Annotated in this window: 25 protein-coding genes; 19 read left to right on the plus strand and 6 right to left on the minus strand. The window is 41.0% G+C overall.

What is annotated here, in order from left to right; genetic code table 11:
• Window positions 1–125: 125 nt before the first annotated feature.
• A complete protein-coding gene (locus tag ACNSN2_RS15905; protein ID WP_109875040.1) occupies window positions 126–860 on the minus strand; it encodes a 5-oxoprolinase subunit PxpA in 735 nt (244 codons plus the stop codon).
• A gap of 1 nt (window position 861) precedes the next feature.
• Window positions 862–2673, minus strand: a complete 1812-nt coding sequence (locus tag ACNSN2_RS15910) for a glycoside hydrolase family 3 N-terminal domain-containing protein (RefSeq protein ID WP_418609125.1) — start codon at window positions 2671–2673, stop codon at window positions 862–864.
• Window positions 2674–2985: 312 nt separating this feature from the next.
• Between ACNSN2_RS15910 and ACNSN2_RS15915 the strand changes: the two genes are divergently transcribed.
• From ACNSN2_RS15915 to ACNSN2_RS15975, 13 genes are all read left to right on the plus strand, one after another.
• Window positions 2986–4491: a sensor domain-containing diguanylate cyclase gene (locus ACNSN2_RS15915; protein WP_418609831.1), complete on the plus strand. Its 1506-nt coding sequence runs from the start codon at window positions 2986–2988 to the stop codon at window positions 4489–4491.
• A gap of 95 nt (window positions 4492–4586) precedes the next feature.
• Complete coding sequence (locus ACNSN2_RS15920) at window positions 4587–5240, plus strand: thermostable hemolysin (RefSeq protein WP_418609123.1); 654 nt, start codon at window positions 4587–4589, stop codon at window positions 5238–5240.
• Window positions 5237–6715, plus strand: coding sequence for an AMP-binding protein (locus ACNSN2_RS15925; RefSeq protein WP_138595421.1), 1479 nt, complete (start codon window positions 5237–5239; stop codon window positions 6713–6715). Before ACNSN2_RS15920 ends, ACNSN2_RS15925 begins: the two co-directional genes overlap by 4 nt.
• A complete protein-coding gene (locus ACNSN2_RS15930) occupies window positions 6708–7397 on the plus strand; it encodes a TenA family transcriptional regulator (protein ID WP_418609121.1) in 690 nt (229 codons plus the stop codon). The genes ACNSN2_RS15925 and ACNSN2_RS15930 overlap by 8 nt, the downstream gene beginning before the upstream one ends.
• The gene (locus tag ACNSN2_RS15935; RefSeq protein ID WP_418609119.1) at window positions 7394–8164 is read left to right on the plus strand and encodes an SDR family oxidoreductase; all 771 of its coding nucleotides are present in this window, start codon (window positions 7394–7396) and stop codon (window positions 8162–8164) included. The genes ACNSN2_RS15930 and ACNSN2_RS15935 overlap by 4 nt, the downstream gene beginning before the upstream one ends.
• 13 nt (window positions 8165–8177) lie before the next feature.
• The gene (locus ACNSN2_RS15940; RefSeq protein WP_138740677.1) at window positions 8178–8825 is read left to right on the plus strand and encodes a hypothetical protein; all 648 of its coding nucleotides are present in this window, start codon (window positions 8178–8180) and stop codon (window positions 8823–8825) included.
• 11 nt (window positions 8826–8836) lie between these two features.
• Window positions 8837–9496, plus strand: a complete 660-nt coding sequence (locus ACNSN2_RS15945) for a response regulator transcription factor (RefSeq protein WP_055011598.1) — start codon at window positions 8837–8839, stop codon at window positions 9494–9496.
• Window positions 9497–9558: 62 nt separating this feature from the next.
• Window positions 9559–10860, plus strand: coding sequence for an ATP-binding protein (locus ACNSN2_RS15950; RefSeq protein WP_075170098.1), 1302 nt, complete (start codon window positions 9559–9561; stop codon window positions 10858–10860).
• Window positions 10853–11206 carry a cupredoxin domain-containing protein gene (locus tag ACNSN2_RS15955; protein WP_010388691.1) on the plus strand — a complete coding sequence of 118 codons (354 nt, stop codon included), beginning with the start codon at window positions 10853–10855 and terminating at the stop codon, window positions 11204–11206. Before ACNSN2_RS15950 ends, ACNSN2_RS15955 begins: the two co-directional genes overlap by 8 nt.
• Complete coding sequence (locus ACNSN2_RS15960; protein WP_418609117.1) at window positions 11193–11933, plus strand: iron transporter; 741 nt, start codon at window positions 11193–11195, stop codon at window positions 11931–11933. The genes ACNSN2_RS15955 and ACNSN2_RS15960 overlap by 14 nt, the downstream gene beginning before the upstream one ends.
• On the plus strand, window positions 11930–12643 hold the full coding sequence (locus ACNSN2_RS15965; RefSeq protein ID WP_010388689.1) for a hypothetical protein: 714 nt from the start codon (window positions 11930–11932) through the stop codon (window positions 12641–12643). Before ACNSN2_RS15960 ends, ACNSN2_RS15965 begins: the two co-directional genes overlap by 4 nt.
• A gap of 261 nt (window positions 12644–12904) precedes the next feature.
• On the plus strand, window positions 12905–13114 hold the full coding sequence (locus ACNSN2_RS15970) for a cold-shock protein (protein WP_008467029.1): 210 nt from the start codon (window positions 12905–12907) through the stop codon (window positions 13112–13114).
• Window positions 13115–13351: 237 nt separating this feature from the next.
• Window positions 13352–14077: a substrate-binding periplasmic protein gene (locus tag ACNSN2_RS15975; RefSeq protein ID WP_418609115.1), complete on the plus strand. Its 726-nt coding sequence runs from the start codon at window positions 13352–13354 to the stop codon at window positions 14075–14077.
• 491 nt (window positions 14078–14568) lie between these two features.
• On the opposite strand, the gene ACNSN2_RS15980 is transcribed toward ACNSN2_RS15975, so the two are convergent.
• Complete coding sequence (locus ACNSN2_RS15980; RefSeq protein ID WP_008110735.1) at window positions 14569–15792, minus strand: NupC/NupG family nucleoside CNT transporter; 1224 nt, start codon at window positions 15790–15792, stop codon at window positions 14569–14571.
• A gap of 17 nt (window positions 15793–15809) precedes the next feature.
• Complete coding sequence (udk, locus tag ACNSN2_RS15985; protein ID WP_008110733.1) at window positions 15810–16439, minus strand: uridine kinase; 630 nt, start codon at window positions 16437–16439, stop codon at window positions 15810–15812.
• 192 nt (window positions 16440–16631) lie between these two features.
• Here udk and ACNSN2_RS15990 point away from each other — a divergent pair, with 192 nt between their 5' ends.
• The 5 genes from ACNSN2_RS15990 (at window position 16632) to ACNSN2_RS16010 (ending at window position 20840) form a co-directional block, all read left to right on the plus strand.
• On the plus strand, window positions 16632–17849 hold the full coding sequence (locus ACNSN2_RS15990) for a phosphopentomutase (protein ID WP_008467026.1): 1218 nt from the start codon (window positions 16632–16634) through the stop codon (window positions 17847–17849).
• A gap of 66 nt (window positions 17850–17915) precedes the next feature.
• The gene (deoD, locus tag ACNSN2_RS15995) at window positions 17916–18617 is read left to right on the plus strand and encodes a purine-nucleoside phosphorylase (protein WP_008110728.1); all 702 of its coding nucleotides are present in this window, start codon (window positions 17916–17918) and stop codon (window positions 18615–18617) included.
• 357 nt (window positions 18618–18974) lie between these two features.
• Complete coding sequence (locus ACNSN2_RS16000) at window positions 18975–19718, plus strand: ferredoxin--NADP reductase (RefSeq protein ID WP_054201474.1); 744 nt, start codon at window positions 18975–18977, stop codon at window positions 19716–19718.
• A gap of 90 nt (window positions 19719–19808) precedes the next feature.
• Window positions 19809–20510, plus strand: a complete 702-nt coding sequence (locus ACNSN2_RS16005; protein ID WP_054201473.1) for a nuclear transport factor 2 family protein — start codon at window positions 19809–19811, stop codon at window positions 20508–20510.
• A 9-nt stretch (window positions 20511–20519) separates the two neighbouring features.
• Window positions 20520–20840 carry a hypothetical protein gene (locus ACNSN2_RS16010; RefSeq protein WP_008112665.1) on the plus strand — a complete coding sequence of 107 codons (321 nt, stop codon included), beginning with the start codon at window positions 20520–20522 and terminating at the stop codon, window positions 20838–20840.
• Window positions 20841–20852: 12 nt separating this feature from the next.
• On the opposite strand, the gene ACNSN2_RS16015 is transcribed toward ACNSN2_RS16010, so the two are convergent.
• Window positions 20853–21734: a tetratricopeptide repeat protein gene (locus ACNSN2_RS16015; RefSeq protein ID WP_008112666.1), complete on the minus strand. Its 882-nt coding sequence runs from the start codon at window positions 21732–21734 to the stop codon at window positions 20853–20855.
• A 641-nt stretch (window positions 21735–22375) separates the two neighbouring features.
• Between ACNSN2_RS16015 and katG the strand changes: the two genes are divergently transcribed.
• Entirely contained in the window at window positions 22376–24556 is a 2181-nt protein-coding gene (katG, locus tag ACNSN2_RS16020) for a catalase/peroxidase HPI (protein ID WP_418609113.1), read from the plus strand.
• Window positions 24557–24824: 268 nt separating this feature from the next.
• Here katG and ACNSN2_RS16025 read toward each other — a convergent pair whose 3' ends face one another.
• A complete protein-coding gene (locus ACNSN2_RS16025) occupies window positions 24825–26426 on the minus strand; it encodes an ABC-F family ATPase (RefSeq protein ID WP_010389550.1) in 1602 nt (533 codons plus the stop codon).
• Window positions 26427–26513 lie beyond the last annotated feature (87 nt).

The following is a 26513-nucleotide window of genomic DNA, read 5'->3' on the forward strand; positions in this document are numbered from 1 at the left end:
TAAGTGAGGGATTATTAAATTAACAGCACAATGCGATGAAGCCCATAATTAACTCTATGAGCATTAATTCAATGAGGTTACAAAGGCTGTAAAGGGGGTTTACAGCTTAATCTGTATTTTTAACTTTAGCTATTGGCTGAGCAAAGCGCTTTTATCTCTTCAATAATTGCAATGCCTTGGGGGTTATCGCCATGCACGCAGATGCTGTCAGCAACTAGTTTCAACGATTTTCCAGATTGAGTAGTTACACTTTTACCGGTTAAAAGCTGCTTAACCTGAGCTAATAATGCGTCTTTGCTATGCACACTGCCCGGTATATTTCGTGCTACTAATTGCCCTTGGTCTGTGTATTGCCTGTCTGCGAACGCCTCTAATATCAGTGTGAGCCCAAGGTGCCGTGCCATTGTTTGATGTAGCTTGGCATCGGCTGTGGCGAGTATCATCAACTTTAAGTTAGCAGGGTAACTGGCAACCGCACCCATAACAGTGGTAAGCAATTGCTGGTTGTTCATCATGTCGTTATACAGCGCACCATGGGGTTTTACATAGCTAAGGGTTAGCCCTTGTACTTTTGCCATGCCATCAAGGGCAGCTATTTGATAGTGCAAACATTGAGTGAGCTCAGCCACACTCATACTCATTGAGCGCCTACCAAACCCTTGTTTATCAGGGTAGCTTGGATGAGCGCCAATCATAACATTATGTTGTTTAGCTAGCTTTAGGGTATGCGCCATTACACTCGAATCACCAGCATGAAAGCCACAAGCAATATTTGCCATATCAATATGTGGCATAACGTCGTTATCAAGGCCCATTTGCCATGCACCAAAGCTCTCGCCTAAATCACAATTAAGTTTCATATTAATGGCTCTTCGATTGTTTAATAGTGACTGGTAACTGGCCTTTTGCAGGGGCTTGGCCAAATAATACTTTTGCCAGTGCAGTAAAAGCAGGCCCAGACACCAGATCGTTTTTATCTACATCAATATTATAAGCGTATGAGGCAAGCACTGCATCAGCATAGTTACCAAATTGAGCAATGTCATACGGTGCTCGCAAACTAATAAATACCGTTGGAGTGTTTTTTTGTTTAGCCATTTTTAGTAATGATTCAAGCGCTTTGGGTTGCTCTGCGTTATTTAAGGCAAAGTTTGGGTTATCGGCTAAATCATCCATACCGCCAATTTCCACGGCACTTTGGTTCGGCGTTGCATTGCCAGCAATAACAATACTTGCTTGGTTTATGTTGCGCTGCGCTTCATCTGGGTCAAAGCCCTGTAAGCTGCTGCAACTAAAACTGAGTGGTTGTAAACTTAACGCACTAATTGCTTGTTGCATTGCCATGCACTTGCGGGTGTCAGGCATAATAATATGAATATGCTGATCAGCGCCAAGTTTAAGCGGCAAGGTATTATTGTTATTTTTTATTTGGCTAATTGCCGCTAATGCCAGAGATGCTTCTAATTCACGGTGTGCTTTATTACCAATAATGTGTTTTGCATTAGCCAATGCATTAATGGGGTTAGGCAAAGCGTTTAATTTAAACTTACTTTTAAGCGAGGTAATACGCTGCGTCGAATGGGCAATTTCATTTGCGTCTAGTTGCCCTGTTTTAACCGCACTAATTAAAGAGTCAATGAGCGCATCAAGTTTATTTATATCCTCAGGCGTTCTAATTTCTATTGGCATTAGCGCTATATCAACCCCAGCTGCAAAAGTGTTTACAACTGCTTGGGTAGGGCTGAAAAAATGACTTATACCGGCCATATCCAGTGCATCGGTTACCACTACGCCTTGATAGTTAAGCTCTTTACGAAGAATATCGGTCATGATTTTACGCGACATGGTCGCGGGTTTTATCATTTGCTTACCCTCTACATTGGTTAATGTACTGCTATCAAGCTCAGGGTATTGAATATGCGCGGTCATTATCATCCCAGGACTATGCTGCTCAATAATGTGTTTAAAGGGCGCTAAATCTTGAGCGTAAATAACTTCTTTTGAATGCATCACTCTAGGTAAGCCTGTATGGCTATCTACATTGGTATCGCCATGTCCTGGAAAGTGCTTTATAGCGCTAATAATCCCGTTTTTTTCAAATTCACTAACTTGTGCCGCACCCAGTACCGCTACTTCATCGGGGTTTTCACTAAAAGAGCGTACATTAATGACCGGATTGTCAGGATTCATGTTCACATCAACCGTTGGCGCATAATTTACATTAATGCCAAGCGCTGAGAGTTCAGTAGCCAATACGTTCGCCGTTTGGGTTGCGAAATAAGTGCCATGCTCAGGGTAAGTTGCGCCAATTGACATATTACCGGTGAATGAGGTTGCCACATCGCGAGGTAAGCGAGCAACGCGTCCGCCCTCCTGGTCAATAGAAATAAACAGCGGTAAGCCTGATTTTGATGCAGATGCAGCTTGTTGTAGTTGCTGATTAAGGCTAATAATTTGTTCGATGCTTTGGGTATTTTCAGAAAACAAAATTACCCCGCCAATATCATAACGACTAATTGCTTTTGCAAGAGTGTCGGGCAGTTTGGTTAATGGCGTTCTGCAGCGTTTACTACTGCCTTGGTCACAAAAATAGCGCAAATCGAGCATGAGCTTTTGCCCAAGTTGCTGTTTAAGTGACAGCGCAGAATCGGCAAAAGAAGATTTTATTGGCATGAAACATCCGATTAAAAAAAGAGAAGACGATAACAAGTACTTATTTAGCAACACACACCCCAAGGCTAAATAAAAATAAAGTGCACGCAGCTTAACTATTATTGAGCTTAACTGCAAAACCCAGCAAATATAAACCGTATGATTTAATTATCCTTAAAATAACAAAAATTAGGCCACTTAGTTCTATTTATGTATTATATTAATTGTGTATGCAGTGCATAGCAGTCGTTTTTATTTGCTTAGGATGATATTAAGTTGCGTTTTCGATTACCATTTACTTTTAACCTTAGGCAATTAATTCTTTTGTTAGCTATGCCCGCTGCAGCTGCTATTTTGTTTAGTGGTTTATATATTAGTTATCAGGTTCAAAAAGAACGAGTTATTAAAGATACCCTGCAAAGTAATCATGTATTTGCTAGTAAGCTAGCTTCAGCAACTGAGCACTTTTTAGCAGCAGCAATGCAGCAACTTGAGTTTTCAGCCAGTATTATTGCTGAAGATATTACCAACACTGAGTTACTCCAAGCTGAAACCAACCGCCTTTTAAACCAAACACATAGCTTTAATTCGGTAGCAATTAACATGCAAGGTGTGGTTAAAGCAGCTTCACCTGTGTCTTTAAATATAATTAATAAAACCGTTAATTCAGTCCATTCTAAGCAAGCTCTTAAATCGCAGCAGCCGCAGGTTAGCCTGCCTTACATTTCGCTGGCTAATAATTTAATTATTGTTGTCTCCTATCCTCTGTTTGATCTGGCAGGGAATTATTATGGTTATATTGGTGGTAGCTTTTACTTAGAGCAGCAGAGTATTTTAAATGCCTTGTTAAAACAGCATAGTTACGATGGCGGGGCTTACTTTTATGTGGTTGCTGATAACAAAATCTTACTTTACCATCCTGATTCTAAGCGCATTGGTGAGCAAGTATCTAATAACCCAGTAATAGAGCGAGTGTTGCAAGGTGAACGTGGTTACACTCGGATTTTAAATAGTCAAGGAACAGCTATGCTTGCTGGGTTTGCGCCCGTTAAGCTCGCGAATTGGGGGATTGTTGCCCAGCGAAGTGAAGCGACAACACTTGCAAAACTAGATACTTTTCAAGGGCAGGTGCTTAAGCGAATGTTACCCATAGTACTCATTACTTTTTTATTAATTGCTATGTTAGCTCACTATATTGCTAAGCCATTAAGACTGTTAGCCGATAGCGCTAACTTATCAACCGATAAGAAAAACGTAGAACACCTCAAAGGTATTAAGTCTTGGTACTTTGAAAGTCAGCAGCTTAAACATGCAATGCTAGAAGGCGTTCATACTTTGCAATCGCAAATGGGGCAATTACGTCAAGATGCACTCACCGATCCGCTAACTGGCGCGCATAATAGGCGGGGCTTAAACATATTGCTTGAAAACCTAATGGATAAGCAAATACCGTTTGCTGTGCTTGAAATTGATATCGACTTTTTTAAACGGGTTAATGATACGTTTGGCCATGATACGGGTGATGAAGTATTAAAAACCCTTACTCATATTATACAGTCGTTATCGCGCAAGCATGATATTGTGGCACGCACTGGTGGAGAAGAGTTTTTACTGGTGTTGCCAAACGAAAATAGTGATAGTGCATTTGTTATTGCTGAGCGTTTACGCAACCAAGTAGCCACCACATTGATGGCAAAAGTAGGCTATATAAATGTATCGATTGGTATCGCTACTTGGCCACAGCATAGCGATGATATTAACCAAGTATATAAATGTGCTGACAAAGCGCTCTATCACGCTAAAGAAACGGGTCGTAATAAAAGTGTGATCGCCAGTTAAAATTAAATTTATTTTTAAAAATTAACTTACCTTAAGTTTTATTTAAGTTTCACTGATTAAATTTTATCTATAGATTTAATACAGGCGATGCTTATATGCAACTAGCTCAACATCACTCCTCAGCTGCGCTGTTTCAACAGCCTTTTCATTTTGTTAGTGCTACACAAAGTGATAAACACCGTCAGCGCCTTGAAGATACAGTAAAACAAGGCTTTTTCACTGCGTATAATGCAAGCCTAACCTCATTTATGCCATTACTCTGTCAGTATAAAACTGTGCAAGGGCATTGCACATTAGGGCTCAGAAACGCTACTTCCCCTTTATTCATTGAACAATATTTAGCTGCGGCCATTGAACAATTTTTACCACCAGGCACACCGCGAAATAAGGTGTTTGAGCTAGGTAACCTTTGCTCAACACATCGTAAAGCCACGCTATCTCATTTTATTATTGTAAATGAAGCTTTGCTCGGCTTTGGCGCGAGCTACTTAGTGTTTTGCGCTACCAAAAAAGTACGCGCCTTACTGCGCCTACTAGGTGTTACCTGCAACGAAATTGCACTGGCTAATAGCACTGTAGTAGATCAGCCAAAGAGCTGGGGTAGCTATTATGAGAATCAGCCTACGGTGTGCATTGTTAATTTAGCGCAGGCACATCAGCAAGTACTTAACACACCCATGCTGTTAAATATTAAACAGCAAAATACACAACAAATTAATGCCTTGATGACTGCGTTGGAGAGCTTATGAGCCTATTAAATAATATTAATAAGGTAGCGAATGAGCCAGTGGTTGTTAGTTACTTAGCCAATAAAGTGATGCCTATTAGCGTTTTGGAGTTACAACAAGAAACTAATAAGCTGACAGCTATTTTTAACGCTTTAGATTCTGGTGCAATTGCCTTCCAGCTTGATAATACTCCAGCTTGGCTGGTTGTTGATGCCGCAACCAGTGCTGCAAACAAGGTTGCGGTGCCTATCGCCCATTTTTTTAGTCAGCAGCAAACACAGTATGTGCTAGCGCAATGCGGTGCGCAGTTTTTTATTAGTGATATGCCTCGTCATTCGCTTGGTAAGCATTCATTGTCGGTAACATTATTTGAGCATTATACCCTTTATATTTATCAGCTCGATGCGATTGAGCCCGTGGACTATTTTACTGGTACGCAAAAAATTACATTTACTTCAGGTTCTACTGGTGAGCCAAAAGGGGTGTGCTTATCAACACAAAGCCAGATGCAGGTAGCTCAGTCATTATGTGAGCAAATAAACATTAGTAACCCCGTGCATTTATGCTTACTTCCGCTGCCAGTACTATTGGAAAATATAGCGGGTGTGTATGCGCCTTTGTTAAGTGGCGGTTGTGTACATTTAATGCCGCTAAACGAATTAGGTTTTGTTGGCTCAGGGTTAAAAAACCCTAACAAACTCATTGGTGCAATCGATAGTGTGAAACCTAACACCCTTATTTTAGTGCCTGAGTTATTAACGTGTTTAGTTGCCTTTGCAAAGCAAGGCTGGCAGCCACCAAAGTCACTTAAGTTTATTGCTGTTGGCGGAGCACGGGTTAGTGAATCTTTAATTTTAACTGCACGAGAATATAACCTACCGGTTTATCAAGGGTATGGTTTGTCCGAGGCTGCTTCAGTAGTGAGTTTAAACACCCCCAACTATGACGACATAAATAGCGCTGGTGAAGTATTAGGGCACGTTGAAACGAAAGTTGAAAATGGTGAGTTATTTATTAAAGGAGCGTTATTTTTAGGGTATTTAAATCAAGCGCCGCATAACCCAAATACCTGGTACGCCACTGGCGACTTAGTATCTAAGCGTAATAATAAGCTGTACATAAAAGGGCGAGTAAAAAATCTGATCATCACCAGTATGGGGCGTAATGTTAGCGCCGAATGGCCTGAATCATTAATTTTAAGCCAAAGTGCGATACAGCAAGCGGTGGTGTTTGGTGAAAGCCAGCCATTTTTAAGCGCGCTTATTTATGCGGCTCCCGGATTTAGTGATGAGCAATTAAAAGCACATTTAAAAACAGTAAACCAGCAACTTCCTGACTACGCACAGATTAAAAAGTGGCATCGTTTGGCCCAACCTTTAAACGAGCAGCAAGGATTATTAACCGCTAATAATCGCCCTAAACGAGCGGCAATTAGCCAGCACTACAGCCCTATTTTTGAACAGTTTTACCGACTTGGAGAAGTGATCCATGAGTGATTTTTTTAATACATTAAAAGCACAAACTCAAAACGAGCGTGAGTACTTATTAGCTGCGCCAATTATACAGCGTGTATTTAACGAACAAGCAACGCTTGAAGAGTATGCCTCGTTTTTAGCGCAGGCTTATCATCATGTAAAACACACTGTTCCTTTAATGATGTCACTTGGCGCACGTTTAACTGATGAGCAAGAATGGTTACGTGAAGCGGTAGCTGAATATATTGAAGAAGAAATTGGTCATCAAGAGTGGGTGCTAAACGACATTGCAGCCTGTGGGTTTGATAAAGAAAGTGTGCGCTATAGTCAGCCACAATTCGCCACTGAAATGATGGTGTCGTATGCCTACGATAGTATTGCACGTAAAAATCCGCTTAGCTTTTTTGGTATGGTTCACGTATTAGAGGGGACCTCAATTGCGCTTGCTGATGGAGCCGCATCAAACATAGCGAATGCAATAGGGCTTCCTAAAAAAGCGTTTAGCTATTTAACCTCTCACGGCGCGCTTGATATAGAGCATGTTAAGTTTTTTGAAAACTTAATGAATCAAATTACTGACGAGGCGGATCAGCAGGCTATTTTACATGGCGCAAAATGTTTTTACCGTTTGTACGGCGATATTTTTCGCGCTTTAGACGACGAGCCGTTTTTTAAAGCATCAGCACAAGAGCAACACGCATGAATACCGGCTTATGTGTATTAACTGGTGCGACAGGTGGAATTGGTCAAGCCATTGCCAAAACACTATACGGCCAAGGTTGGCAACTACTCTTGGTGGGGCGAAATAGTGATGCCCTCAATACGCTAAGTAGCCAATGTCCCGGTAGTATGGTTTTTGTGGGGGACTTAACGATTGCCGAAAACATGTTGGCACTCGCCATTAAAGCCAAAAAATTAGGGGGCGCTAAGTTACTCATAAACAATGCAGGCATTAATGTAATGCAAAGCTTAAGTGCATCGAGTAGTGAGCAAATTGATAATCTACTGAGCACTAATTTAGCCGTCCCTATGAAATTATGTCAGCTGTTTTTAGCGCAATTGCACGCGAATAAAGGCTCCATAGTTAATGTTGGGTCGTCATTTGGCAGTATAGGTTACCCATATCAAACACTTTACTGTGCTAGTAAGTTCGGTTTACGTGGTTTTAGCGAAGCGCTATCACGAGAGCTTTCAGATACACCCGTTAAAGTTAGTTATTTAGCACCAAGAGCAACCGATACAGATATTAATGATGCACAAACCCGAGCAATGAATAAGGCGCTTGGTAATCAAATGGACTCCCCGCAGTTGGTGGCTGATGAGTTAGTTGCGTTATTAAACTCAAATAAAACCAGACGATTTATTGGCTTTCCTGAGAAACTTTTTGCACGTATCAATGGCGTTTTTCCACGTATTGTGGATAACGCAATTGCTAAACAGCTCCCTAAAATAAAACAGTTTTTAGGTTAATAGAGGATTTATTATGAAAAAATTTACTTTAGTAGCTTATTTAAGCATTGTTAGTGTGTTTTCATCGCCGGTATTTGCTGACGAACAAAGCGATTTACTCGCTATTCAACAGCAGTGGGCGGTCGCTAATTATGAGCTTAAAGATGATGCACAAATCAAAGCCTTTACTCAACTAAGTGAGCAAAGTGCTCAATTTATTGAAAGCTACCCTGATTCAGCAAATAGCTATACGTGGAACGGCATTGTACTGGCCAGTTTTGCTGGCGCAAAGGGCGGATTAGGGGCGCTGGGCTATGCTAAAGATGCAAAAGCGTCATTAGAGCAAGCCCTTAAAATAGACGACAGTGCTTTAGGTGGCTCAGCGTATGCCAGCCTAGCAACCTTATACAGTAAAGTACCGGGGTGGCCTATTGGTTTTGGTGATGATGACACCGCCGACAAGTTTTTTAAGCAAGCGCTCGCTTTTAACAAAAAAGGCATTGATACTAACTACTTGTATGGTGAGTTTTTATATGACGAACGTGAATATCAGCAAGCTAAAGCCCATTTGTTAGTTGCGCAAGCAGCAGGTATTCGTGATACTCGTGCTAAAGCTGATAAATATCGTCAACAAGCAATTAGCTCTTTATTAGCTAAAGTAGATAAAAAACTAAAGAGATAACAAAATAAACAATGCATTTATTATTAGTTGAAGATGATCATCTTGTGGCGCAAGGGCTTTGCCGCTCATTGCGCCAAGAAGGCTACAGTGTAGAGCATAGCGCAACGGTTAAGCATGCATTGCAATGCTTAGGCAGTGGTGAAATAGAGTTGGTTATACTTGACCTAGGTTTACCCGATGGTGATGGTTCACAAATTCTAAAGCACATAAAAGCGCAAAAAAAAGTGATTCCGGTGGTTATACTAACTGCACGAAGTAGCATAGATGACAAGGTGCAAGGGCTTGATATGGGCGCTGATGATTATTTAGCTAAGCCATTTGAACCAGCCGAATTATTTGCTCGTTTGCGCGTAGCGAGCCGACGAGTAAATCAAGCTCAGTCGAGTTTATTACAGTGTGGTGAAGTGACTATGGACACGTCAGCGCATAGTGTCACACTCAGCAATGAGCTGCTTTCTCTGCCACGAAAAGAATACATGCTGCTAAAGGCACTATTGGAAAACCAAGGTCGCGTGCAATCTAAACAGCAGTTAGAGAACAAGCTGTACCAGTGGGGTGAAGAGGTTGGCTCTAACACCATTGAAGTGCATATTCATCACCTACGAAAAAAATTCCCCAGCGATTTTATTAAAACTCTCCGCGGTATTGGTTATGTCGTGGGAAAGAGATAGTTCACGTGATTAAAACGCCCCTAGATTGCACAAACTTGAATTTACAAAGGTAACCATACTCTATGTCAATTCGTAAGCGTTTAACTCTTATTTTACTATCAATGATGGTGTTAACGTGCTTTTTAGCTTTAGTCAAAGGCTATCAAAAAAGTATGAGCCATGGTGAGCAACTACTTGATAGTGAGCTAAAAGTAGTCGCTGGAGTGTTGATGCAACAGCCTTTATCTATAAACGCCATGGCGCCAAAAATGCAAGAAAGCGCCCAGTTACTGTATCAAATTTGGCAAGCTGGTGAGCTCCTTAGTGGCTCTGACGAATTAAATCTTGATTTGAGCCAGTATCAAGCGGGTTTTCAAACGCTTAATATTGCAGGGCAGCGAATGCGGGTATTCGTTTTTGTTACTTCTTTACGCACCGTGATTGTTGCCGAGCCGATTGCTAAGCGATTTGAACTTGCCGAGGCGGTGATTTTATCAGCCATGTTGCCTATGCTTTGGGCGGTTCCTTTGCTTGCGCTATTTATTAGCTTTTTTGTTAAATATGCACTGGCACCATTAACCCGTTTATCAAAACAGTTAGCTCTGCGTCAAGCAAATGATTTCACTGCGATCAATTGGCAGGTGACTGATGAAGAGATAAAACCGGTGATCAGCCGCTTAAACGATTTATTTAAACGCGTAGAAACCGCCTATTTACGAGAGCGTTTTTTTGCCTCTGATGCGGCACATGAATTACGTACTCCCCTGAGCAGTTTAAAAATTAATGTGCATAATTTGGCTGCACAACAAGGCGATAACCAAGAATTACAAGCCATGACTCAAGGTATTAATCGACTGTCCAATATAGTAGAGCAAATGCTAATACTAGGGCGTACTCAGCCAGAGCAGTGGCAAAAACAGTTTAAGGAGCAATCATTATTAGCGATCACGCAAGAAGTAGTTAGCCAGTTGTATGAAAAAATAGAGGCTAAAAACCACACTATTAGTCTTGAGGGAGATGACTTTATCATTAACGGTGATGAATTTACCTTGGTGACGTTGATTTCAAACCTACTTAGCAATGCCATAAAGTACGCACCAGCTAATGGACAAATAAAAATAACTCTAAAGCAGATGCACAAGCAGCGTATTTGGCAAATAGAAGACAGTGGCCCAGGTATGACGGACGATCAAAAACAACGGATATTTAATCGCTTCTATCGTGTTGGCGGTGACCAACACCCTTCGGGTGAACAAGGTGCGGGTTTAGGCATGGCAATAGTGCAGCATATTATTGCTATTTATCGCGCTGAAATTCACTTAACGGATAGTGATTTGGGTGGCTTAAAAGTACAGGTAGTTTTTGCAGGAGCTAAATGTGATTAAACGACTTATTAGGCCTTACTTATATTGTTGTGTATTTTTATCATTTAACGCCGCCAGTAAAGACTATCTTATTGTGCTTAAAGATCATTTGTTTTACCCCGCAGAAATCGTCGTACCGGCCAATAAAAAGGTACGCTTGTTAATCGAAAATCAAGATAGTACGCCTGAAGAGTTCGACAGTTTCGATCTCAATCGAGAGAAAGTACTTTACCCTAAGCGCAAAAGCGTTATTTATATCGGGCCGTTAATCCCTGGGCGCTATGAATTTTTTGGCGAGTTTTCGCCCAATACGGCGCGTGGTGCTGTCATAGTAACTGAAAAGGAGCGCTCTAATGCTAATAACTAGCCTAGTGATGAGTCTAAACCAGTTACTGCCGGTGGCCATTTTACTTATTTTACTGCAAGTTGTAGCCAAGCAAAGTTTAATGAAATTGCTGGGAGGGCTTATTTTAGGGATCGGGCTTTCATTTTTGTTTGTAAAAAGTGCGCCGTTAATTAGCCCCTTGTTTGACTATCAGGGTTTAGAATATGCCCAAATTGGTTTGTGTATTTTAATTTTTATTAGTGCACTGTACTACGCCATTAAACAAGCAACAGCTGCTTTTATGATTGCGATTATCAGCGTAATGACACTTTATTTAAGTCACTACATTATTTACCTGATTGGCTTTTGGCAAAACAACGAAGCGGCTCAAAGTTTATTTATTGGCACTTTTTTAGGCTTGGGAATATGTAGCAGCTTTAGCGTGTTGTTGTATTTTTTATTGAGTGCAATCAAACAGCGCTTTGGACTTACCCCTTTATTGGTATTGTTAGCATTAAATAGTGCGGCAAAACTAGTTGTGGCGCTTGATTTGGCGAGCCAAATTGATTTGATAGCAACAACGGTAACCGTATGGGATTTACGTGCCATTTTAACCGAAAACTCAGAGTTTGGACGAGTATTGCGCGCTCTGATTGGTTATGAGGCTACGCCTAATTTAACCAGTGTTTTAAGCTATGCGTTGAGCAGCGTGTTATTTTTATCTGTTTGTTATTTTATTCCTAAATCAATCACTAAGGAAAAATCATGAAAGCAATAAACCTATTTGCAGCCACTGTATTAATTGGTTTTTGTTTATTAATACCTAAGCTGGCTTATGCTGATGGCATAGTAGTAGATAAAGTTTATCACCCGTATGTGTTGCCGTTTGAGCGCGAGCTAGAATGGCGGCTTGTGTCGCATCAAACTGATAGTGGTAATATTTTAGCGCAGCGCGTTGGCTTAGGCGGCGCAATAAACGACACCATGGCATTGGAAGGCTACATCGTGGGTGAGCGCGATGATAACGGTGACTTTGGCTTGCAAGCGTATGAGTTAGAGCTTCGTTGGCAGTTAATAGAGCAGGGCAGGCTATGGGCTGATTGGGGCGCGTTATTTGAATTTGAAAAACAGCATGACGCCGACGCATACGAAGCAACCTCTGGTTTTGTAATTGAAAAAGAGTTTGGTCGTGCAAGCCTCACCATGAATGCTTTTTTAGTATACGAATGGGGGCAAGATATAGAAAACGAATGGGAAAGCGAGTTTAGAGCGCAATATCGCTACCGATACTTGTCTGCTTTTCAGCCCGCGGTTGAGGTTTATCTTGGTGAAGACTTTGTGGGTATTGGCCCAGGGTTTATAGGCTTGCACCGCTTTGATGGACAAAAACAATTAAAGTGGGAAGCCGGTTTTATTACTGAAATCAGCCAGTCAGAGAAGAATCATAGCTTTAGAATGGCGTTAGAATTTGAATTTTAAGCTGCTTAAACAAGTGCTTAACATGTAAAGTGGGTTGCGAGGGTTATTTTATTAATTAAATCGCGTAAAGGGTTGACTTGTCACAGTAACTCTATATAGTAGGCCGCAGCTAGAAAGAAAGCATGATAATTTATAAATCTCCATTTCGTTGTTGTATAAGTAATACTTGTAGTACCGTCCTGAAGTTTTTAAGTACCATCTCATTTTTTGCTACACCGCCCATTAGGGCACAATTTAATTTTTTATATCAGGAATAATACTATGTCTAACATCGTATCAGGTACAGTTAAGTGGTTCAACGAGTCTAAAGGTTTTGGTTTCATCGAGCAAGAAAACGGTCCAGACGTTTTCGCACATTTCTCAGCAATCAAAAGCGAAGGTTTCAAAACTTTAGCTGAAGGCCAACGTGTAGAGTTCACTCTTTCACAAGGTCAAAAAGGTCCTCAAGCTGATAACATCACAGCTCTATAATTTTACTTTTTAAGTAAAATGAAAAAAAGCGCTTAAGGCGCTTTTTTTGTGCCCAAAATTTAAGAACATCCCACTACCGCTTTAACACTCCAGTCATTTTTATTTCTATTTACGTCATCTGCTATTTTAACATTACAAACAGCGTTATAAATTAATAGTCTCTACGAGTTTTCTAGGTTAAAGTTATTACTTAAATCATAGGGGGTGTGTATCTATAAATTTATACTATTAGCTTTTGTGCTGTTATTTAGCCAAAAAATTCAGGCTGCTGAGCCTAAACTGGTTATTTATACCGAAAGTTTTCCTCCGTATAACTTTCAAGATAGCACTGGCCAATTGGTGGGTATCAATCATGACATAGTAAAAGATACCTGTGCCCGTGCAGCGCTAGAGTGCGAGTTTATAATGCTACCTTGGAAGCGTGCTTACCACTTAGTGCAAAGTAACCCGCAGTCAGCCATTTTTTCTTTGGCAAAAACGCAAGAGCGAGAACCTCTTTTTAAATGGGTTGGACCCTTGGTGTCAAATCAAACCTATTTTTATAAATTAAAAACCAGTGAACATATTGTCATGGACGATATCACCCAAGCTAAGAACTATTCGTTAGGCATAGTGCGAGGCGATATTTATGAAATGCTGGTGCGTCGACTTGGGTTTGTAGCTGATAAAAACTTATTGCTATTTAGTGAAGCAGACTCATTTATGCGTTTGTTTTTTAAAAAACGTATCGATTTAATTATTGGATCTGACTTTACCATAGGCCACCAAACTGAACCATTTGGCTACTCTAGAGATGATTTAGTAAAGCTTAAACAAATTCATGTAGATGAGCTAAAAGGCAATTATATTGGTTTTAATAAGGCTGCCTCACCCGTGGTGGTGGAACGTTTTAATCAAGCATTAAAGCAACTTAAAGCTGAATCTGAGTATAAACCTTACATTAACCGTTACGTTAAAAATTAAATTCATCGCTATCTGACATCATAGTTGAACGCATAGCATTTCACCGCTAGTTAGCCTCTGGGCCACTTTTTCTGATGACTTTAACACTTTGCCTGTGCTGAATTTATACCAATCCGCAATAATACTTAATCATTTTACGGGGGTAAACGTGTCGCTACCTGCGTTAAAAAATTCTCATTTACGACTGCATGGATGCAGAAGGTAGAGCAATGCAGGAGCAATTGCCGAGAACAACTAAATAGCCAATTTTCTGCCTTGCTATCAATGCGTTTTCCAGCCTCAAAATAGACTACTTAACTAAGCGAATTGGTATTAATCGTAGAGAGAACGTGAGAATTAACGAAGATATTAAAAGGGTTTAAAGTAGGGGGGCTAAAACGATAAAAGGGCCTTGCGGCCCTTGGTGAAGTATCGTTCAAGTCAGATAGTGCTTTAACCCCTTAAAGCGCTATCCTATTGTTTTGCAACAGATGGATCATCTCATTAAGTTTCTAAGCTAGCGAGAGGAAAAACCCAGCAATTGCTGCGCTCATAAGGTTAGCCATAGATCCTGCTAACACTGCTCTGAGCCCTAAGCGTGCGATATCCTTTCGCCGACTAGGCGCCATACCGCCTAATCCACCTAGTAAAATGGCTATCGATGATAAGTTAGCAAAGCCACACAATGCAAAAGTAACAATTGCTTGTGTATGCGCACTTAACGTATCGCGATAATTTATAAAGTCTAAGTAAGCAACAAACTCATTTACCACTAACTTTTGACCAATAAAGCTGCCGGCTATAATTGCCTCATTCCACGGTACTCCTAGTAACCATGCAACAGGGGCAAATAAGTAGCCTAAAATTTCTTGTAGCGTTAATGTAGGGTAATCAAACAACCCACCAATACCGCCTAATAAACCGTTTAATAAAGCAATTAACGCAACGAAAGCAAGTAGCATTGCACCTACGTTAAGTGCCAACTGCATACCGTTTGCTGCGCCTGATGCTGCTGCATCAATAACATTAACCGGTTTGTCATCGCCTAAATCTATCTCGGCTAAATCATCTTTAGGTGTTTCTGTCTCTGGCACTATCATTTTTGCCATTAAGAAACCACCTGGTGCCGCCATAAAGCTGGCTGCAATTAAATACTTAAGGTCAACACCAATAATTACATAACCGGCCATTACAGAGCCTGCTACGGTGGCTAAACCACCAACCATTACTGCAAACAATTCCGACTTGGTCATGGTTGCAATAAACGGTTTAACAATTAAAGGCGCTTCAGTTTGACCAACAAAAATATTTGCTGTGGCTGAAAGCGACTCGGTGCGTGAGGTTTTCAATAATTTTTGTAAACCGCCACCCAAAATTTTAATAATCCAATCCATAATGCCTAAGTGATATAACACAGCAACCAACGCTGAGAAAAACACAATAACGGGCAATACTTGAATTGCAAAAATAAACCCTAGCGTATCTTGCGAAGCTAATGGGCCAAATAAAAAGCTAATTCCATCGTTGGCATAACCAATAACCGATGAAACGGCGCGAGACATACTCGCTAATACATTTTTGCCTGCTTCAAAAAACAGTACAAATCCGCCGATAATCACTTGCATTAAAAATGCGATACCCACGGTTCTTAGTTTTATTGCTTTGCGATTAGTTGAGGCTGCAAAGGCAATGCCTAGTAGCACCATCATGCCTACTAAGCTCATAAATGTTGTCATACAAACGTTTCCCGTTGTTATTCTTGTAAAATGTACTTTATTTTACTTTTTATAATATCAATCGCAACGCGATTCATACCGCCTCGAGTCACAACTAAATCAGCGTTATGCTTTGAAGGCTCAATAAATTGATAAAACATCGGTCTAACAGTTGCTTGATATTGCTCAACAACAGATTGTAATGTTCTGCCTCTTTGTTCCATGTCGCGTTGCATTCGGCGCATTAAACAAATATCTAGCGGTGTATCTATAAACACCTTGATATCAAATTCTTTATTAAGCGCTTTATCGCTCAGTAATAAAATACCTTCTACAATGAGTATTTTAGCCGAAGCCACACGGCGTGTTTTATCGCTGCGTGTATGTTGGGCATAATCATAAGTTGGTACTTCAACAGAGTGGCCATTACGAAGTTGTGTTAAATGCTCAAGCATTAGTTCGTGTTCAAATGCATCAGGATGGTCGTAATTCGTTTGCGTACGATGTGCCATCGGCAAATGCGATTGATCCTTGTAATAAGCATCTTCTTCAATAATGGCGATAGCGCCTGGTTCAAGCTCATTTACCAATTCATTATAAATTGTTTGGCTAAATAGAGATTTGCCGGACGCCGATGCGCCTGCAATAGCTATAATAGTTCGTGTCACTAAAGTTCTCACCCACACAGAAGGATATATTGTTGGTAGATCACAATAGCAAAAAAGACACGATTAATCTCTTTTGCTTCGCTTAAGAGTGCAAATTTATAATGTTTAGGTTTTATGAAACAGGACTTATGTCCTGTACGGAAAAATCGAAGAGCAGATAAAGTAACCACCTAGAACAGATGTGAGGTCACAATGGCAAGAGCAATTATCTTAATGGCGGATAGTTTAGGAATTGGCGCAGCACCCGATGCAGATAAATTCGGTGATGTAGGTGCTAATACATTCGCACATTTACTCAAGGCATATTATGACGAAACTGGCAGTAAGCTTTCGCTTCCTAACCTTTCAAAACTGGGGTTAGTAGATGCGTGTGAAGCCGCTGGTAAAGAACCCTGTTTAATTGCTGACCGAAATGAGCCACAAGGTGCATGGGGTTATGCAAAAGAGCTTTCAAGCGGTAAAGACACGCCATCGGGTCATTGGGAAATGGCTGGCGTGCCAGTGTTATTTGATTGGGGGTATTTCCCAAAAACACAACCGAGTTTCCCACAAGAATTTGTAGACGAGTTTATTGCTCGTACAGGTATTCCGGGCATTTTAGGCAATTGCCATGCATCGGGAACCACTATTTTAGAGCAGCTAGGTGAAGAGCACGTAAAAACAGGTAAACCAATCTGTTACACCTCAGCTGACAGTGTGTTTCAAATAGCCGCGCATGAAGAATCATTCGGCCTAGAGAAGCTTTATCAAGTTTGCGAAATCGCACGGGCGCTGCTTGATGAAATGAATATAGGACGAGTGATTGCGCGGCCATTTTTGGGTTCAAATAGTCAAGACTTTGCCAGAACCGGTAATCGTCGTGATTATTCAGTATTACCGCCTTCGCCAACATTGCTTGATGTACTTGCAAAAGACGGTGGCGAAGTAATCAGTATTGGTAAAATTTCAGATATTTATGCGCACCAAGGCATTACCCAAAAGCATAAAGCGCCAGGGTTAATGAACTTGCTAGAAAAAACCAGTGAAGTGATGGCCACTGCGCAGGATCACAGTTTAATTTTTACCAATTTAGTTGATTTTGATGAAAAGTTTGGCCATCGCAGAAATCCTGTTGGCTATGCTAAAGCGCTAAAAGAGTTTGATGATTACTTACCAACTATTTTAGATCAGCTAAAGCCTGATGATTTATTAATGATCACCGCCGATCATGGCTGTGACCCGACCTTTCCAGGGTCAGAGCACACTCGTGAGTATGTTCCAGTTATTGCTTATCAGCCAGGAATGAACAACACGCCACTGGGTGAACGCAATAGCTTTGCTGATATCGGTCAAACACTTGCGCAATGGTTTAACTTAAAAGCGTTAGAATATGGTGATGGCTTTATTGATAAGCTGAACACAGTTAAATAACTTAAAAATACGCTACTATATTTTTAAAGTAATAGGGCTTTTAGCCAAACAAAAGGAAAACAATCAATGAGTACTCCGCATATCAGTGCAAACGTAGGTGATTTTGCCGAAACAGTATTAATGCCAGGCGATCCGCTACGCGCACAATATATTGCTGAAAACTTTTTAGATGATGCAGTGCAAGTAACTGGCGTACGTAACATGTACGGCTTTACTGGAACTTACAAAGGTAAGCCAGTGAGCATTATGGGTTCTGGCATGGGCATTCCTTCAATGTCAATTTATGCTCGTGAGCTTATTGTTAGTTTTGGCGTTAAAAATATTATCCGTATTGGTACCTGTGGTGGTATTGGCAGCGATATTAAAATTCGCGACGTAATCTTTGCACAAGGTGCAAGCACTGATTCTAACGTGAACCGTGCCCGTGTTCGTGGTACTGACTTTGCAGCGATTGCTAACTTTGATTTACTTTTAAACGGCGTTAATGCGGCTAAAGATTTAGGCATTGATGCAAAAGTAGGTAACGTATTTACTACCGATACTTTCTATCAAGCTGATGACACTTTCTACAAAGACCTAGACAAACTAGGTGTACTTGCGGTTGATATGGAAACAGCTGGCCTATACGGTGTAGCAGCAGAGTATGGCGCAAAAGCAATGGCATTATTTACCGTAAGCGATCACGTGATCACCGGCGAAGCAACACCTGCCGATGAGCGTCAAACCACGTTCAACGAAATGGTAAAAATTGCATTAGAGTCTATCTAATCTTAAACAGTTCCTTGGTAACGTATTCACTAAGTTTTGGAGACACGCCCAAAGTGAAGTGAGACTAAACCCCCAAAGCCGCATTTTATGCGGCTTTTTTTATGCCTGAATTTAGTTGCGGGGTGCGGGATGCGAGCCAAGGGCTTCGAGCTACGAGCTTTATGTTCCTAGGTTTTAGCACTAGCTCGATACTCGATACTCGAAACCCGAAGCCCGAAGCCCGTTGTTTTCCCATTTATTTCCCTGTCAGTATTTATAACTTAATGCTAATGTTTAAGTTATAAAATTTGCCTTTTAAACGAACAATTTTAAAGTTTTAGCTGATAGCTGAAAAACGTCTTAAACTCTGGAGTAACTATGTCTAATTGGATTGATGCGACAGTAAAGTCAGTCAAATGGTGGAATGAATCGTTATTTAGCATAACCGTTCACGCCGATGTAGAGCCGTTTAAAGCAGGGCAATTTACAAAGCTCTCTATTATGGACGGTGATAAACGTATCGCTCGCGCCTACTCTTATGTTAATGCACCACAAAGTCCTGATTTAGAGTTTTACCTCATCAATGTGGTTGATGGTTTACTATCTTCTCATTTAGCCACACTCAAACCAGGTGACACCGTATTAATAGAGCGCCGAGCAACTGGCTTTTTTACTCTAGATGAAGTGCCTGCGAGTGAGCAATTGTGGATGCTTAGTACAGGCACAGCTATTGGGCCATTTTTATCAATGTTACAGCAGAGCGAAGTATGGCAAAAATACAAACACATAAATTTAGTGCATGGTGTACGGCAAAATAGCGATTTAAGCTATCAGGAGCTTATTAACAAACTAATAAAATCACATCCTAGTCAACTCAACTATATTCCGGTTGTTAGCCGTGAGGTGCCTTTACAAGGCTTAGCAGGCAGAATTACCACTGTGATTGAAAATAATGCTTTATATGAGCACGTGGGGTTATGGGCTACACCAAATAATGCCCAATTTATGCTGTGTGGTAATCCGCAAATGGTTAAAGACACCACAGAGTTATTATTGGCTCAAAATTATAAGCGTAATCGTCGAAAAGAGCCGGGACATATCACGGTTGAGCAGTATTGGTAGCTAGCTATAACGTTATAATAACTATCTCAGAGGCCTAAAATTTGCTATGTTGCGCTTTAATTGTATTTAGTCTTCGTACTTAGGAAATCCATGAAATCTTTATTTATTATTTGTGCCTGTTTATTGGCCGCTTTCACGTTAAATAGTCATGCTATAGAGCAATCAACACCGCTGGACGAGACTAAACAAACACAGCAAAAAAATGCAGCGCAACAACAAGACGCGCTTGATACATTAAGCCAAGAGGCTAATACACCAAAAAAGCCGGTTGTTGATAAAGTAAAAGCAGATGACTCTCAAGTACTTGGCAGCGAATCTACAAAGCCCGTTCAGCAGCCTAATAGTAAAGCGGATAAAGCCCAGGCTGTTGCGCAAGCTGAGCAAGCAGTCACACAAGCAAAAGAAGCACTCACAGCAAAGCAACAAGCCAAAGCAAAACAGTCGCGTGAGTCACTTGCTGTTGTTGAGCAATTAGTAAATGCTTACAACGCGCGTAACATTGAAGAATTTATTCGCATGTATGATGAAGATGTTGAGTTTTATATTTTCCCGAATGAGCTATTATTTAAAGGTAAAGAAAAACTAATAGCGCGTTATGGCATTATGTTTAAAAAACTTAAGTGTCTGCACTCATCACCAATCAAGCGTATTGTGCATGGTGATATTGTAATAGACCATGAACTGTCAGAAACCTGTTCAACGGATGCGAACGTTATAGATAAACGTTCAGAGCTTATATCAAGTTATCAGATCAAAGATGGTAAAGTGGTTAGGGTTTTATTTTTTAGGTAATTATTAATTATGCAGCTAAGTGACGAGAAAAAAATTCGTGTAATGTATCGAGTAGAGCCAGGCTGTTTAGGCCCTGATGGCGTAGACCACATTGAAGACTTTTGTCGCTTTGCGAACAAGCACATTAAATCGCCTTATTATGCGCAGTTATTATTTTTACCTCGATACGACAAGCAAAAAGATGAGCGCCAATACAGCGTTAAAAACCGCAATTTATCTCAGGTGCAGGCTAAAGCGTACTTAAATCATTTTGAAATTGACATAGAAGACTTTGAAGAGCAGCTAGACGAGCTGCTCTCTAAATCAATAGACTTATACTTCAAACGCTAGGGTCAGCAGACCCTAAGCTTCGTTTGAAACAATAGCATTAAAGCTATCGTTATCATGTAGGCTGGCAAAAGCACTTTCGTGAAGTAGCTCGTTTCGTAAGTTAGGCGAGTACTCAAGCGACATTTTTATATCAGCTAGGGCATCTGCATGTTCATGTGTTAAAGCATACGCACAGGCTCTTTGCCAATAGGCGTAACCATAATCACTGTCTATATCAATGGCTTGATTGCAAAGCTCAATGGCTTGCTCAGTTTCATTTAGCTCTAATAATGCATCCGCTTTGTAGGCAATTGCTTCTACATCTTCTGGTTTACGTTTTAAAATCTCATCGAATATTTCAATTTTATTGGCAATATCACTTTCTAGGTTGGCTCGCATCCATAACGAATGAACTTCGTTGGTGATCGATATACGTTCTTGGTTACTGAGTATTTCTTCAGAACGTACACGCAGTTTTTCTTCTAAAATTTTCAAGCGGTCTTCGTACTCGTCAGTAATAACACTAACTCGAGTATTTACTATATCTTCTACTTTATTTTTTACATCACGTAGTGAATTCCAGCCCACCAATACTAAAATAGAAGCAGTGGCAGTAATAATAAAAAATACATTATTAATGGTATCTGTGGTGTAGGTAAGCGCCCGATCGGCGGTGTCTAACTGTGCATGCGTAACTTGTTTGGTTACGTCTTCACGCAGTTTTTGTTGATCTTGGCGAACCGACTTTAATTCGTCGAGAATATAACGCTCAAGTAATGGCTTATACATTGGCTCTTTTAGCTGCGCTAATTCACGTTGCTGTTGCTCATCCAAGGTCGCGGTGTTTTTATCAGCAGCTTGCACTGCAGATGAAGCACCTATAAAAACAATAAATAGTAAAAAATAAAAACGCATTGATATGCCTAGTTAAAAAATTAATTAATCGCTTTGTTAACTCTAACATGCGCACATCATTGGTACTAGGGTGAGTATAGGGAAGCTGGCATTAACTTGGGTGGCAGTAATTATAGGCAAAAAAAACCAGCCCAAGGTGGGCTGGAAAAAACTACATCAACATCTCAGGGAACAATAGGAGATAAGGCCTAGTGTATATGTGCCTACCTGAATTTTTACTTAACTAAATTCAAATAGTTAAAAATAGGGAAGAAATAAAGGTGCATAAATAGTTTATACACCTTTTATAACTATAATTTCATGGCGAAGGGGGGTATTCCACTGTGCACCTAAGATAACCTAAGTCACTTTCAAACCCTTCAGCATACATTACGTGGCTATTTTTAATAACGATCATCTATTTTATAAAAAGTTTTAATATTAAGCACACAACTGGCAGCACCATCATATTTATAAATGATTGTAATCGTTTTAAAGCATCGTCTTGCTCTAGCGTATCAAAGCCGCTACACGTATATTGAATAAGCAGAGACCGTACACGTCATTAATATAATGGCAAAAAAATAACAGCGCTCCCAATTGGTGAATGCCAAAAGCAGTAAGCATGGGCGTTTTTATTTATATTTAAAAAGGAGCTCAATATGGATAATCATAAAGCGGGTAAATGCCCAGTTATGCATGGCAGTAATACCACAACTGAAAACACCAATACAGATTGGTGGCCAAATTCACTGAATTTAGACATCCTTCATCAGCACGATAGTAAAACGACCCCCTACGATAGCGACTTTAATTACGCCGACGCTTTTAATTCACTCGACTTAGAGGCACTTAAAACCGACCTAAAAAATTTAATGACTCAAAGCCAACCGTGGTGGCCAGCCGATTGGGGGCACTATGGTGGTCTGATGATCCGTATGGCGTGGCATGCTGCGGGCTCGTATCGTTTAGCGGATGGCCGAGGCGGTGGCGGTACGGGTAATCAACGTTTTGCTCCACTTAACTCATGGCCTGATAATGCCAACCTCGACAAAGCTCGCCGTTTGCTGTGGCCAATTAAAAAGAAATACGGCAATAAGCTTTCATGGGCTGATCTGATTATTTTAGCCGGTAATATGGCGTATGAATCAATGGGACTTAAAACCTTTGGCTTTGCTGGCGGCCGTGAAGATATTTGGCATCCAGAAAAAGACGTTTACTGGGGTGCAGAAAAAGAATGGCTGGCCCCAAGTGATGAGCGATATACCCAGGTTGATAAACCCGATACCATGGAAAACCCATTAGCAGCAGTACAAATGGGCTTAATTTATGTAAACCCAGAAGGGGTTAATGGCAAGCCCGATCCGCTTAAAACCGCAGATCAAGTCCGCGAAACCTTCGCCCGCATGGCCATGAACGACGAAGAAACCGCAGCACTCACCGTTGGTGGCCACACTGTAGGTAAAACTCACGGTAATGGTAAAGAAGAAAACTTAGGCCCAGAGCCAGAAGCTGCCGACGTGCACGAGCAAGGCCTTGGTTGGAATAACCATAAAACGCGTGGCATTGGCCGCGATACCATGACCTCAGGTATTGAGGGCGCATGGACAACTTACCCAACGAAATGGGATAACGGCTATTGTAAATTGTTACTCAATTACGAATGGGAGCTAACAAAAAGCCCTGCCGGTGCTCATCAGTGGGAGCCGGTTAATATTAAAGAAGAAGATAAACCCGTTGATGTGGAAGACCCATCAATTCGTTTAAACCCAATAATGACCGATGCCGACATGGCAATGAAGCTCGACCCCGCATATCGTAAAATTATTGAGCGTTTTAATGACGATTTTGAGTACTTTACTGACGTATTTGCTCGCGCATGGTTTAAGTTAACTCACCGTGATTTAGGGCCAAAATCGCGCTATTTAGGTGCCGATGTACCAAGCGAAGATTTAATCTGGCAAGATCCAATTCCACCGGTTGATTACACCCTAAGCGACGCTGAAATAACCGATTTAAAAGCGAAGCTACTTAATTGTGGACTAAGTGAAACCGACTTAATTAATACCGCATGGGACAGTGCACGTACTTACAGAGGCTCCGATCATCGTGGTGGTGCTAATGGCGCCCGTATTCGCCTAGCTCCGCAAAATAACTGGCAAGGTAACGAACCTGCGCGTTTAGCCAAGGTACTTAGCGCACTTGAAACACTGCAAGCGAGCTTAACTAAGCCTGTTAGTATGGCTGATTTAATTGTACTTGGCGGCACCGCTGCAGTAGAGCAAGCCGCTAAAAAGGCAGGGGTTGATGTAACCGTACCATTTGCCCCAGGGCGTGGCGATGCAACTGATGATATGACCGACGCAGAGTCATTCGAGCCATTAGAGCCAATTCATGATGGCTTTAGAAACTGGTTGAAAAAAGACTACGCTGTACCCGCCGAGGAGCTATTACTGGAGCGCAGCCAATTAATGGGCTTAACCGCGCCAGAAATGAGCGTGTTACTAGCTGGTATGCGTGTACTGGGCACTAACTATGGCAATAGTGAGCATGGCGTATTTACAGAAAACGTAGGCGTACTGAGTAACGACTTCTTTGTTAATTTAACCGACATGAACAACCGCTGGGAACCTGCAAGTAAAGGCGAGTACAACATAGTTGATCGTGCAAGCGGTAAAACCAAGTACACGGCTACGCGGGTTGATTTAGTGTTTGGTTCAAACTCAATTTTACGTGCATTAGCAGAGTTTTATGCTCAAGACGATAACAAAACCCGTTTTGTACACGACTTTATAAGTGCATGGGTAAAAGTAATGAACGCCGATAGGTTTGATATTAAATAAACCTGAGTAGTATTTAAAAAGGAGCAGCAATGCTCCTTTTTTTATTATTTAAAGGCTAAAGGCTAAAGGCTAAAGGCTAAAGGCTAAAGGCTAAAGGTGAAAGGCTAAAGGTGAAAGGTGAAAGGCTACGAGCGACGAGCTTGTGCTAAACCCTAAACCCTAAACCCTAAACCCTAAACCCCCATACACAAAAAAACGGCGCTTAAACAAGCACCGCTTTTAAAATGGTTTAGGCTATTTCTTTAACCTTTAACCTTTAACCTAGCTCTTAAGCTACTTTATTTTCTTCGCAGCTTGCTAGGTATTCGTCAAACGTACCTTGGAAGTCAATCACTTGCTTGTCTTTAATATCAACAATACGCGTTGCTAGTGACGATACAAACTCACGGTCATGGCTTACAAAAATAAGTGTGCCTTTAAAGTCTTTTAGGGCATTGTTAAGCGCTTCAATGGCTTCCATATCCATGTGGTTTGTTGGTTCATCCATTATTAGTACGTTAACGTCTTGCATCATTAACTTACCGAATAACAAACGGTTTTTCTCACCACCTGAACAGTTACGCGCTTTTTTATTTGAATCGTCTGCGGTAAATAATAAACGCCCTAACATGCCACGAACCATTAAATCGTTGTGTTTAGCTGTGCGCCACTGCGACATCCAATCAAATAAAGTTAAGTCGTTATCAAAGTCTTTGCTGCTGTCTTGTGGGCAGTAACCAAAGGTCGCGTTTTCTGACCATTTAACTTCACCGTGTAAACTTTCAAGCTCGTTAACTAAACAACGTAAAAAGGTGGTTTTACCCACACCGTTTTCGCCAATTACCGCAAGCTTTGCACCCGCTTCTAGCAATAAGTCGCCGCCGGTAAATAACGTTTCACCGTCAAACCCATGGCCAAGCTTGGTTAGCTCAAGCGCTTGGCGATACATTTTTTTGCCTTCGTCAAAGCTCAGTGACGGGCTCATACGGCTTGATGCTTTAACTTCATCAAGCTTAATTTTATCCATTTTTTTAGCACGCGAGCTGGCTTGTTTTGCTTTAGAGGCATTAGCACCAAAACGGTTAACAAAGTCTTGCAGCTCGTCTATTTCAGCGCTTTTTTTCGCGTTTTCAGCTAATAACTGTTCGCGTTGTAAGCCTGAGGCTTCAAGGTACTTTTCGTAGTTACCTGGGTAAATACGCAGCTCGCCGTAATCAATATCGGCCATGTGTGTACATACCGAGTTTAAAAAGTGACGGTCATGGGAAATAATAATCATGGTACATTTACGTTGGTTAAGCTCATTCGCAAGCCACGTAATAGTATGAATATCCAAGTTATTAGTTGGCTCATCAAGTAGCAAAATGTCAGGATTAGCAAATAGCGCCTGTGCTAAAAGCACACGCAATTTCCAACCAGGGGCTACGTTTGCCATTAAACCATAATGAAATTCTTTATCGATACCCGCATCAAGTAGTATTTCTTCTGCGCGGCTTTCTGCGGTGTAACCGTCCATTTCAGCAAATACACTTTCAAGCTCGGCTACTTTCATGCCGTCTTCTTCGCTCATTTCAGGCAACGAATAAATACGGTCGCGCTCTTGTTTTACTTTCCAAAGCTCAACGTCGCCCATAATTACCGCATCAACTACGCTGTATTGTTCAAACGCAAACTGATCTTGGCTTAGGTTACCTAATTTTAGCCCCGGCGTAATAGACACATTACCTGCACTAGGCGTAAGCGCACCGCTTAAAATTTTCATAAATGTCGACTTGCCGCAGCCGTTAGCGCCAATTAAACCGTAACGGTTACCGTTACCAAATTTAGCTGAAATGTTTTCAAACAACGGCTCTGCGCCAAACTGCATCGTAATATTTGCGGTGGAGATCAAAAAAAGTAATCCTAGAAAATTAATGGCAGGGTTAAGCTGCAGCAAGGTGCCGCATAAATAAACAAGCGATAGAGTAAATAATAGGCC

The organism is Pseudoalteromonas sp. US3C1013, assembly GCF_048401115.1.
Lineage (GTDB): Bacteria > Pseudomonadota > Gammaproteobacteria > Enterobacterales > Alteromonadaceae > Pseudoalteromonas > Pseudoalteromonas undina.